The organism is Mesorhizobium sp. M7A.T.Ca.US.000.02.2.1, from assembly GCF_003996995.1.
Lineage (GTDB): Bacteria > Pseudomonadota > Alphaproteobacteria > Rhizobiales > Rhizobiaceae > Mesorhizobium.
This window is the reverse complement of the sequence record NZ_RZTT01000167.1, coordinates 1-12,317: the sequence shown is the minus strand read 5'-3', so window position 1 is coordinate 12,317 and position 12,317 is coordinate 1. Positions and strand designations below refer to the sequence as shown.

The 12,317-nt window shown below is 64.8% G+C and carries 5 protein-coding genes; 2 read left to right on the top strand and 3 right to left on the bottom strand.

Features of this window, described 5'->3' with window-relative positions:
- On the bottom strand, positions 1–7,056 hold a 7,056-nt coding region (locus EOD15_RS17155; protein WP_185929011.1), incomplete at its 3' end, for an inverse autotransporter beta domain-containing protein.
- 258 nt (positions 7,057–7,314) lie between these two features.
- Here EOD15_RS17155 and EOD15_RS17150 point away from each other — a divergent pair.
- Both EOD15_RS17150 and EOD15_RS17145 read left to right on the top strand, forming a co-directional pair.
- Positions 7,315–7,881 (top strand): invasion associated locus B family protein, encoded by a 567-nt coding sequence (locus tag EOD15_RS17150; RefSeq protein WP_245463695.1) that lies wholly within the window; start codon positions 7,315–7,317, stop codon positions 7,879–7,881.
- A 68-nt stretch (positions 7,882–7,949) separates the two neighbouring features.
- Positions 7,950–9,194, top strand: coding sequence for a Xaa-Pro peptidase family protein (locus EOD15_RS17145; RefSeq protein WP_127321353.1), 1,245 nt, complete (start codon positions 7,950–7,952; stop codon positions 9,192–9,194).
- A gap of 238 nt (positions 9,195–9,432) precedes the next feature.
- On the opposite strand, the gene EOD15_RS17135 is transcribed toward EOD15_RS17145, so the two are convergent.
- Together EOD15_RS17135 and EOD15_RS17130 are read right to left on the bottom strand one after the other, a co-directional pair.
- Positions 9,433–10,869, bottom strand: a complete 1,437-nt coding sequence (locus EOD15_RS17135) for an amidase (protein ID WP_127321352.1) — start codon at positions 10,867–10,869, stop codon at positions 9,433–9,435.
- A 194-nt stretch (positions 10,870–11,063) separates the two neighbouring features.
- Positions 11,064–12,155 carry a Gfo/Idh/MocA family oxidoreductase gene (locus EOD15_RS17130; RefSeq protein ID WP_127321351.1) on the bottom strand — a complete coding sequence of 364 codons (1,092 nt, stop codon included), beginning with the start codon at positions 12,153–12,155 and terminating at the stop codon, positions 11,064–11,066.
- Positions 12,156–12,317: the final 162 nt, after the last annotated feature.

The window sequence follows — 12,317 nt, the reverse complement described above, 5'->3', positions numbered from 1 at the left end:
GACCGCCGTCGCGTCGCCAAGCTTCAGCGCCGTGCCGCCGTTCGTGGTCGTGATGGTGTTGCCGGCACCGGTGACGCTGACTGTTCCCGAACCGAAGGTGCTGGCGGTGAAGCCGGCGCCGCTGCTGGTGTTGATGACAAGGCCGCCATTGGTGAAGGCGAGAGTGCCCTTGGTCTGCGGGTCCATCACGTACGACGGTGCCTTGACGATGGCATCGTTGGCGCCGGTGTTGAATATCTTCGACGTGCCAGAGAAGGTGACCGTGCCGTTGGCCGAGCCGCCGATGGCGACACCCTCGCCACCGCTGTGATCGATGGTGCTCGAAATATCGTATATGCCTTCGGCATGGCCAAAGAAGTCGAAGGCCGTCGATGACGTGGTGGAAACGACGGAACCGCTCATGTTCAGACGGGTCGCATCTCCCGTGGCGCTTAACACCGCGCCCGCACCGACCGTGATCGAACCTTTGTAGGTCAGCGTGGTGAAGGCCAGGTCATTGCCGCCGCCGAGGCTGATAGCCGAGAGGGTGGTGTTCGTGATGCTGGCGCTGCCGTTGATGCCGACGTTGACGGTCCCGCCCTGCGAGCTCTGTATGATGCCGAACTGGCCCCCATCGATGGTCAGGGTGGATCCGGCGACATTGGCGATGTTGACGGTACCAACCTCGGGACCGCCGATATTGAACCCGGCATATTGGACGTCGAGATCGATCGTCCCGGTGAAATTGACCTCTCCGGTGCCACTCAGGGCGTACAGCCAGGCGCCGGTGTATCCGGTATCCCTCAGGCCGCCGATGTTGACATCCCCGACGAGATTGGCGCCCAACAGCGTCACGCCGGCACCGCCGGGAAGGGGAATCGTGGAGTCCGCCGAGATGCTGTCGAAGGTAACGCCGGCGCTGCCGACATTGGCACCATACACCACAAGTCCGTCGCTGCCGGCATTGATCTTGTTGCCCGCGCCGGTGACGGTAATGATGGCGGAGGTTGCGCCAGCCGGGCCTAAATCGCCAATTGCGACGAAGCCCGCCCCGGTCATTGTCGATATATCAAGGCCGCCATGGGTGAAGTCGATCGTGCTGTTGGTATTCAGTGCCGGGGCGCCTGAGCCGTAATTGCCAATGATGCCCAAGCTCACGCCGTCCGTCGCGCCCGAATTGATCTGCTTGGTCGCGCCCGAGAACGTGATCGCGGCTGCGTCGTTACCGGCAACGACGATGTTGCCGCCGGCGGCCGCATTGGCATCGGTGAGATTGCCCGACAGCGTCACCGAGCCACCGGTCATGCTCTGGATTGACGCCGCGGCGCCCGTGCCGTTGCTGGCAATCGCGCCGCCATAGGAAATCGTCGCGTTGCCACCGCTGCCGGCGATCGTCGAGCCGACATTGAACGACGGGCCCGAACCGGTGTTGGTCAGCGTACCGGTGCCGAAGCTTGCGGTGCCGGCCAGGTTCTGCAGGTCGATGCCGCTGCCGGAAGCGAAAGTCGCACTTGTCGAGGCGAAGTTGATACCGGCCGTGATGCCGTCGAGCGCCACCGCCTGCGCGTTGGTGGCGTTGATCGTGCCGGTCGTGACATTGACCGTGCCGCCGCCGCTGGCGCTTAACGCCGTCGCTCCCGACGTGGCGATGTCCAGATCGGCGAAGGTGACAGTTGAGCCGGCATTGCCGGTCAGCGAGACGCCATTGCCGTTGACCGTCACCTTGTCGGTGAAATTGACCGTGCCGCCGGTGCGGTTGGCGATCGAGATGCCGCCGCCGGTCAGCGTGCCCGCCGGTCCGCTGTTGGGCAAGGTGCCGCGCGTGACCGTGATGTTGCCGGCGCCGCCATCGACGTCGAGCAGCGTGCCGGCGACGTTGACGTTGTTGTCCGTGATCGACAAATTGCTGTCGAGGCCGGCGACCTTGAACGCCGTCTGGCCGGTGGCGACATTGCTGACCGTGACGCCCTGGATGACGATGCCGCCGACATTGCTGAAGCCGGCAGCATTCTGGTCGATGGTGAAGACCGAACCGCTGCCGCCGGTGAAGTCGAATGCGGTGTCGCGCACCTGGTTGCTGCCGAGCAGCTGCAACGTATCGCCGCCCGTGCTCTTGACCACGCCCTCATTGCCGGTGACGTTGCCGCCGGTGGCGCCGAGATTGCCCTGGACATTGATCGGCTGGATGGTGCCGGAGGTGATGATCGAACTGCCGTTGCCGAAGCCGGTGATCGACTGGCCCGAATCGAGCGTGAACGGCGCGGCGCTCAGATCGACCGTGCCGACAAAGGCGAAGGTCAGTGTGCCGGTCATGGCATCGGCCTGAGCGGCCGTGACCGTGGTCACCGCGGCGCTGAGCCCGTTGGTGCCGGCAGCGATCACGCCACCGTCCTGGGAAATCATGACGACCCCGCCGACCGCGCTGGCCAGATTGGCGCTGCCGGTGAAGGCGACATCGTCGAAATCATAATTGCCGAGCGTCGGATCGAGCCCGATCGTGTTGACCGTGTAGCCGCCACTGGCCGCGATGATGGTCGACTCCAGCCCGTCGGCGGCATTGCCGTCGCCGAAGGTGAAGTTGGCGTTGGCCGAAGTCGCCGTGGTGCCGTCGGATGCCAGCTCGACGCCGACGCCGGCATTGTCGATCTTGGAGCCCTGCAGGAAGGTGATGGTCTTGTTGCCCGTCGTCGATGACAGGTCGATGCCGCGCGAGGTGAGGTCGCCGGTGCCGGTGATCGTTGTCACGCCGAAATCGGCCGTGGTCGATGAACCGCTGAAGTCGATGCCGGTCTGGTTGGCGCCGGAGCCCATCGTCACATTGGTTGTTCCAAATGTGACATCGGCATTGGTCAGGGCGAAGTTGATGCCGGCTGGACCGACGGTCGAACCCATCGTCACGCTGGTGGTGCCGAAGGTGACGGCGCCGGCATTGTTGGTGATGTCGATGCCATTGCCCGTGGCGCCCGACACGGTCACCGCCCCGAAGGTCGCCGATGCGGTACTGGCGACATTGGCGATGGCCAGGCCAGTAGCCGTCGCGCCGGTGATCGACAGCGGAGCTGTGACGTTCAGCGTCGCGGTGCCGGCAAGGCCGGTGACGACGGCGCCACCGCCGCCCGTCGCAGACAGCGTCGAGCCGATGAAGCTGATCGCGCCGCCGACCGGGGGCAGCGTCGAGCCGATCGCGAAAAGATTGCCGGTGCCGGTCGAGGTGAGGCTGCCGCTGAAGGTCACCGAGCCGCCGGTGGTGCCGTCGACCTTGACCGCCGTGCCTGGCGCGGTTGCCGAGCTGGAGATGTTGGCCGCCACACCGATTGTCGCGCTGCCACCGGAAACGACGACACCGTCGCCAGTGCCCGAATTGGCGATGGCGCCACCGAGGATCGCGATCGAGCCGGTGTTGTTGGTCAGGCTGACATCGGTGCCCGCGACATTGGTCGTCACCAGATTGGTGATGGTGAAGGTCGATGACGAAGCGTTGATTGCAAGGCCGTTGATGCCGGCAGTGGTGCCACCGATGGTGACATTGCCACCCAGGAACGGGCCGCCCGAGACGGCATTGAAATTGAGCGCCGTGGCTTGCGCAACGCCTGTCGTGATGCTGTCGAACGCCATGCCGCCGGTGCCGATGGTGACGCCGTCGAGATTGATCGCGTGGCCGGTGCCGGTGGTGATCTGCTCCGTGCCTGCGGCCGCGACTGTGATCGTGCCGCCCCCGGTGGCGCTGAAGCCGGTGCCGGTGGTCGTGGTCAGATCCAGCCCGCCGGTGAACTTGATTGTGCCGCCGGTGTTGCCGCTCAGGTTGATCGCAAAGGCGGTGGCGGTGCTGGCGGTGATCGCTCCACCGAACGTGGCGCTGCCGCCGCTCATGCCGGAGATCGTCACCGCGCTGGTAGCAGCGGTCTGGTTGATGGTGCCGTTGTAGGTGACGTTGGGCGTCGAGTTGCTGATGGAGAAGGCGTTGCTGCTCGTGTTGGCGATGGAACTCCCGACCCCGAAGGTCAAGGTTCCGCTGGAGCCGCCGACGATGCCTATGCCTACGCCGCCGCCGGTGATGTCGAGATCGTCGAAGGTGGCGATGCCGGCGAAATTGTTGGTGGACAGCGCGGCACTGGTGGCGTTGGTGATCTTGGTGTTGCCGGTGAAATTGACGGTCGCGCTCGAACCGACAAGCACGATGCCGATTTCAGATGCGGTCTGGACGGTCAGGTCGTCGACCGAGACCGTACCGGTCACTCCATCGAGTAAGAGGCCGGTTGCGACATTGCTGACCGTCACGCCCTGGACGGTCAGGTCATTGATGCCCAGGCCGTGGATGCCGGCGGCGGCGCCCCCGGAAATATTGAAATCGAGCAATGTGTTGCCGTTGCCCAGCGTCACGACATCGCCGCCGCCGGAACTGGTCAGCGTTGCCGCGCCCGCGGAATCCGAAATGGATTCGTCATGATGGACGTTGGTGCCGGTGACATTCAACGGCACCCCGCCGAGCGAAAACTCACGGCCGTTGCCGAACGACGCCAGTTCCTGCCCGTCGCTCAGCGAGAAGCCGGTGGCGTCGTCGATTGTCCCGCGGTTGACCAGGACAATGATGGCGTCGCTGGCGGTAATGCTGTCGGCATAATCGATCGAGGCGAGGTCGGTGATCGACGTGCCGCCGCCCGAAGCCCCGGCCGCGACGAAAATGTAATTGCGCAGATCGTAGAGTTGCGGGCCGGCAAACTGTGTCGTGCCGAAGGCGTAGTGGCCGCTGCCCTCATTGAGTCCGCGCGCATCGAGCGAGGCGGTGATGCCGGAGATGGAGCTGGAACCGCCGCCGAAGGTAAACTCGGCGTTGGCCGTAGCCCCCGGCGTGCCGGCAATGCCCAGCCGCACGCCGGTATCGACATTGGCGATGACGCCACCAGCGGTGATGCTGATCACCGCGCCGCCGACGCTCGGCGAGGTCAGGTCGATGCCGATCGAGCCGGCAGCACCGGAGCCGGTTATGTTGAGCGACTGGGCGGTGAAACTGGTCTTGGATCCGGAGAAGTCGAGGCCGGTGCCGACACCCAGTCCGGAGATGACGATGTTGCCGGCGACCACCGCCGCATTGACGTCGGCAAACGAGATGCCGTCGGCGCCGGGATTGGTGATGTTGATGTCGCCGAAGCGGATCGCCGCCGGCGAAGCCGAAATGGCGATCGCCGGTCCGGTCGTGTCGGAGATCGTCGTCGCACCGTTGACGGTGAAGCTGCCCGCGACATTCTCGAGCACGACACCCGACGTGCCGCCGCTCTGGCTGATCGAGTCCAGCACCACATGAGCGGTGATCGGATCGATGAAGATGGCGGTGCCGCCATTGCCCGATACGGTGCCGCCGGTGGTTGTGAACGTCCCGCCGGTCGACGTGCCCTGCACGGTGATGCCGCGGTCGGTATTGTCCTGCGCATTGACGGTGGCGAAGGTGTAGGTGCCCTTGCCGCTGATATCGAGACCGTCGTCGAGATTGCCCTGCAGCAGCGTCGTGCCAGTGAAATTGTAGGTGCCGTCGCCTTCGATGTGCAGACCATCGAGGCCGTTGCCGGTGGCGGTGAAATTGGAGCCGGTGATGCCGGTCGAGCTGCCGGTGAAGTCGGCGCCGTTGCCGCCCGCACCGGTGACCGTCACATTGGTCAGCGTCGCGCCGGTGATGTTGTTGCCGAAAATGCCGTCGGCGCCGCCGGTGATGGTGATGCCGTTGAGCGTGTTGCCGTTGCCCAGCGTGATGACCGGGTTGGCGACGTTGGTGCCCTGGATCGTGCCGTCGCTGCCGCCCAGGTTGAAGGTGCTGGTGCCGCCGCCGAAAAGCCTGGCGGTGACGCTTTCGCCGCCGCCGATGACGGTCTGTCCATTGGCAAGCGTCACGCCGCCGGTCGTCAGATTGCCGTTGCCGCCAAGCGCGACGACAAAGCCGTTCGCACCCGACTTGGTCACGGCGTCGTCCAGCGTCGTCGGGTCGGCCAGCGTGCCGGCGCCGGCGAGGCCGCCATCGGCGAAATAGAACTTGCCGAAGGCAGCATTGGTGGCGGCGTTGATCGCGACACGCGTCGTCGAGCCGCCGGTCAGCGTCTGCGACTGGACGCGGACCCCGATATCGCCACGCACGCGTTCGTTGACGCGCTTGCGCAGGCCTTCGCTGACCGGATAGACCGGCTCCGGCCCGTTGTCGGCCCCATTGTCCGAGCCGCTGCCGGGATTGAACGGGATGTTCAGCCGCACACTGCCGGCGAACTGGGTGTCGTCGCGATTGTCGTTGCGGACCTCGCCGGCGAAGACCAGTTCCGTCTTGCTGCCGAAGACATCGCCGATCGTATACTCGAACCCGGCCTTGGCGCCTGTGACGCTGCCGTCGTCGCCATGCGGATCCTCGAAATGATAGCCGCCAATGTCGAGCCGCAGCGAATGCTTGTCGGGCAGGGCGACCGGCACCTGCGCACCGATCTCGCCCTCGATGCCCCACGCGGCGTAGTCGCGGTGGTCAAGGACCGAGATCTGCTCGATCAGCTGGTTGCTGACCATCGACAGGGTCGAACTGGTCGAGTGATCCGTCGAATCGCCCTTGATCGGCAGATAGACGTTCACATGCGCATCGAAATGTGGCGTGATCGCCTCGGCGCCCAGCGTGGCGGCGGTGAACTGGGTGGAGTTGTAGTTCTCGAGGTTGAGATAGGCGTAGCCGCCGATCATCAGGTCCGGGTTGACGATGCGGCGAATGCCGAGGCCGACATCCTGGCCGGAACCATCCTTGAAATCATGCTTGGCCCGGACATCCAGGAACAGCACGGATTCGGCCGTCTGCTTGAGCGGGATGAAACCTTCGAGCGCGGCGTTGCCGCCATTGTTGTCGGCGCCGATGATGGCGCGGATCTGCGGCTGCCACAGGCCGTTCGGATCGGCATGGGCCGTCAGACCGGAAAGGCCGAGCGCCAGCGTCGTCAGCGCTGTCGTCTTCCAAAGATGCCTGGCGATTTGCGAACGGCGATAGCCAGCGCGAACGTGGAAATCCTCCCCACGCGCCGCTATCTCACCAACTTGCCGAGAAGTCTCGGTAGTTCCCATCCCTGGCGAGTCCTTCGGGGACTACACGCGCCCCGTGTAGATTCTTACTCGAATTCTATTGTATAGCGAGTCCTGGCCGATCCGATTTCTAGAGCTTTCCTGCAAAATTGCTCGCTGTGTCTGAAAGGCCACAGTAATTTCGCCGGCTTGCTTGCCTCCGGCTCGGCTTTCGGAACAGTCGCGAGTGTTGTATCAAGCCATGCTCGGGAGAATACCGGGGCGCGGCGAGGAAACATGCAAGGCATCCGGCGAAACAACATGGCACTTACTTTAGACAAGTCTAATTTAATTGGCATGGCCGCGGGGCTGGCCGCCCTGTGGCTTGGTCTGGCCGCCGGCCCAGCCCTTGCCGAAGATGCCAAGCCGGCCCAGCCAAAGCCGGCTGAAAGCAATGCAAAACCGGCCGATGCCAATCCGTGGGCGGTGAACTGCTCCAGCGGTTCGGCGACCACCGAGCTTCAGTGCCAGGTGTCGCAGAACCTGACCGAGGCCAAGACCGGGCAGCGCGTGCTGACCGTGACCGTGCGCCGCGACAACGGTAATGGCAGCCTCGCCATGCTGCTTGCCCTGCCGCACGGCCTGTTCCTGCCGTCCGGCGCCTCCTTCCAGATCGACCAGGGCCAGAAGACGACGATTGCCATCCAGACCAGCGACCAGAACGGCGCCTATGCCGCCACGCCGTTGTCGGCGGATCTCATCAAGGCCATGAAGTCCGGGACCAATCTGAACATCGGCATGGAATCGGTCACCCGCAAGCCGGTCACCATCCCGGTGTCGCTGGCCGGCTTCACCGCCGCCGTCGCCAAGCTGGAATCGATCAAGTAGCTGCTGTCAGCGGCTTGATTGTCGATGCCCGGAATGCTCCGTTGCCGCTTCGGACAGTGGAGAAGCCCATGACAGGCTTTGTCAATCGCCAGCGCGCGGCGCAACTGATGGACCGCGCCGGCATCGCGGCGCTGGTGCTGTGCGCGCCTGAGGCCTTCCACTATGCGACCGGCGCCTCGATCGGCCCGGCGGGACTGTTCCGGCGTGCCGGCGCCGGCTTCGTCGTCATCCCCGCGGGCCAGGACCTGCCGATGGGCGTCGTGGTGGCGGATTTCAATGCGGGACAGCTGCAACTGGCTCTGTCGGATGCCGTCATCCGCAGCCACCCGATCTGGATCGAAACCGCCACGCTTGACGCCTCGACCGCAGGGCAAGGGCTGGCGCAACGCGTCGAGGCCGGCCTTGCCTCGTCTGGCCGGGCGCCTGGTTTTTCCCGGCCGGCAACATTCGAACTTGCCCGTTCCGTCCGCGAACTGAAGGAGATCCTGAGCGGGTTCGGACTTGAGCGCGCAAGGATCGGCGTCGATCTCGATTTTATTCCCGCCGCCGATCTCTCGGTCATGCAGGCGCTGCTGCCGGGCTGCACGATGGTCGACGGCTCGGCCGTGCTCGACAGGTTGCGGGCCATCAAGTCGCCGCGCGAGATCGACCTGCTGCAGCAAGGCATCATCCTGTCCGAAGCCGGCCTGGAGCGGCTGCAGGTCGATGCCATGGCCGGCATGCGTCAGGCCGATCTCATTGCGCTCTATCGGCAAGGCGTCGCCACGGCCGCGGCCGGCCTGTCCCATCCGGTCGCCACAGCCGAATATGTGACGCTGGGCGCGAAGGCCAAAAGCACCGATGCGAAAGCCATGCCTGGCGATCCGCTGAAGTGCGACATGGTCTGCACGGTCGGCGGCTACGCCTCCGACATGTCGCGCAACTTCACCTTCGGACCGCCATCCGCCGAGCAGGCCGAACTGCACGCGATCGCCGAGCGGGCCTTCGACGACGGGCTGGCTGCGCTTGTTCCGGGAGCCACGCTCGCCCACGTGCATCGCGTCGCCACCGACAGCCTGGCGCGGCAAGGGCTGCGCACCTACCGCCGCGGTCATTTCGGCCATGGCGTCGGCCAGTCGGTCTTCTCGGAGCAATGGCCGTTCATCGCCGCCGATAGCGATGTCGTCATCGAAGCCGGCATGGTGCTGGCCTTCGAGATCCCGCTCTACATAGACGGCCTCGCCAGCTTCAATCTCGAGGATCAGTTCCTGATCACGCCGGACGGACCCAAGCCGATGAACAGACTGCCGAGGCGGCTGGAGAGGATTGGCTAGCGAGGCTGGTGGAGGGTGCTTGCCGTTTTCACCATCGCACTCTACGGCGCCCCCCTCTGCCCTGCCGGGCATCTCCCCCTCAAGTGGGGAGATTGACTGTTTCGGCGTCGGTCTTCGTCTTTCAACGTCGAAAATTGGCGAAGGTGGTTGTGACAGCCGATCTCCCCACTCGAGGGGGAGATGTCCGGCAGGACAGAGGGGGGCGCTACGGAACTCGGCGGTGCGTGCCTCGCAGCAACTAACCACTCACCGCCGGCCTTCTCCCCCTCCACGGCATCTCCTGCTCCAGCTGCGCCGATGCGGCCAGCACCGTTGCCTCGTCGCCGTAGCGGCCGACCAGTTGCACGCCGATCGGCACGCCGTCTTTCGACCAGCCGAGCGGCAGCGAGATCGCCGGCTGGCCGGAGATGTTGAAGGGGAACGCAAACACCGAGTCCGCCCATTTGGCGTTGTAGCGGTCGATATCGGTTTCCGACATGTCGTAGTAGCCGAGCGGGCGCGGCAGCTGCGTCAGGGTCGGGGTGATGAAGAGATCGTAGGCGCCGAGGTCGCCGACGATGTCGCGGCCGATCTGCCTGAGCTGCTCGACATCGGAGATGTGCCTGGTGCCGCTGGTCGAACGGCCACGCTCGATGATCGCAAAGGTCACCGCCTCCACGTCGTTTGGCGTCACCGGCCGGCCGATCACCGTCTCAAGGTAGTCGAACGTCGCCGCCGTCTGCACACAGGTCATGTTGGTGTAGGTTTTCCACACAGCGTTCGCGTCGAGCGGCATATCGTGCTCCTCGACGTCGTGGCCGAGCCGCTCGAGCGCAGCCACGGTCGCCAGCACCGCCGCCTTCACCTCCGCATCGATCGCCGTGCCGTTGGGCGGCGTGACGGAAAAGCCGATGCGCAGCTTCTTTGGCGCCCGCGCCGAGAGGCTGAGCCAGCTGCCATCAGGAACCGGCGGCGTGTAGGGATCGCCGGGCAGCGCGCCGGCAACCGCATCGAGATAGGCCGCGGTGTCGCGCACGGTGCGCGAGCAGCACAGGAAGTACGCGCCGCCGTACCAATAGTCGCCGAACGGCGCGAGACTGACGCGGCCGCGCGACGGTTTCAGTCCGACGATGCCGCAGCAGGAGGCCGGAATGCGGATCGAGCCGGCGCCATCGCTGGCCTCGGCGATCGGCACCATGCGCGAAGCGATGGCCGCGGCAGCACCGCCGCTCGAGCCGCCGGGCGTGATGCCTTCCTTCCACGGGTTCTTCGTCACACCGTAGAGTTTTGGTTCCGTGGTGATCGACCAACCGTTCTCCGGCGCGTTCGACTTGCCGACCAGCACCAGCCCGGCCGCCTTCATGCGGCGAACGACCTCGGTGTCGAAATCGGCAACGACATCTCTGAGGTAGAAAGAAGAATTGGTGTTCGGTGCCCCGGTCCAGGACGAGGCCAGCTCCTTGAGCAGGAACGGCACGCCGGCGAAGGGCGCTGATGTGTCGACCGTCTCGGCCTGCGCCCGCGCCATGTCGTAGAGGCGATGGATGACCGCATTGAGCGCCGGGTCGAGCCGCTCGACAAGCGTGATCGCCGCCTCCACCAGTTCCGCCGGCGAAACGTCGCCCCGCTTCACAAGTGCCGCAAGGTCGAGCGCGTCGGACTCGGCATAGGTTTTCAGCAGACTTTCGGTGACCATGTCTCTCTCCCGTCGTTCGTTGATCTTGCCAACGTTGGCGCCGCCCCTCATCCGCCTGCCGGCACCTGTATAGTGACGGGGAGAAGGGAGACGCTCCAACGCTGACGACCCCCTCTCCCCGTTCTTCACGGGGAGAGGGTAAGGGTGAGGGGCAGCGCCGGCCTGAAACGATTGCCGCCAGCAGCCGGATTGCGTCAGGCCAGGTCGATGGTCCGCCCGAGTGCGATGCTCTGTTCAGCGGCCAGCACGATGCGCAGGCTGTTGACCGCCGCATCCATCTGCTCGGTGAGGTCGAGATCCTCGCGGATGGCGCGCAGGAAGAAGGCCTGCTCGCGGTCGCAGAGCTCCTGGTGGCCGGGCTCGTCCTCCATGCTGACGATCTCGTCGGGCTTCGAGAAATTCTTGTCGCCGTCGACCGCGGCATAGTGGATCTTCAGGGCATCGGTCTTGGTGTGGCGGTCGATGTCGGCGGAATTCGAAACCTCTGCCAGTTCGGCAGCACTGTTCGCCTGCTGGCCGGCGACGATCGATACCGCGCCCTTGGGGCCGACGACGTCCTTCACGAAATAGGCCGTCTCGCTCATCATCGGGCCCCAGCCCGCTTCGTACCAGCCGACCGAGCCGTCATCGAAGGTGACGTGCAGGTGGCCGTAATTCTGCTTGTCGGCCTCCGCCCAGAGTTTGGCGCCGATGCCATGCACGCGCACCGGCTTGGCGCCGGTCAGCTGGCACATGACGTCGACATAGTGGACGCCGCAATCGACGATCGGGATCAGCGAATCGATCAGGTTCTTGTGCCAGTGCCAGGCGCTGCCGCTGCTCTGCTGGTTGAGGTTGAGCCGCATCACAAGCGGCTTGCCGAGCGTCTTGCCGACCTCGATGAACTTGATCCAGGAGGGGTGGACGCGCAGGATATAGCCGAGCACCAGTTTGCGGTTCTTCGCCCGCGCCGCCGCGACCACCTTTTCGGCGTCCTCATTGTTGGTGGCGAGCGGCTTTTCCATGAACACGTGGCAGTTGGCGGCGATTGCCTTCAGCGCATACTCGGCGTGGGTGTTCGGCCAGCTGTTGATCGACACCGCGTCTGGTTTTGTCTCCTTCAGCGCCTGGTCGAAATCCTCATAGAGTGGGTAGCCGGCTAATTCTCCCGGAATCTTCGTGTTGGTCTTGATCGAGCGGCTCATGATGCCGACGATCTCGAAACCGTCGAGCCGGTGATACGCGCTGGCATGCGACGCACCCATATTGCCGAGACCCACCACCAGCACTTTTACTCTGTCGGACACCGCTGCCTCCCAAATTCTTGATTAAATCACAGGCGGCGCTGTTGCCGTCGCCCGCATGTTTATCCAGGACAATCACCTTAGGTTGGCGCCGCCCCTCATTGCCCTGCCGGGCATTTCTCCCCGTATAGTGACGGGGAGAAAGGGCTGGCCGCAATGTTGCGA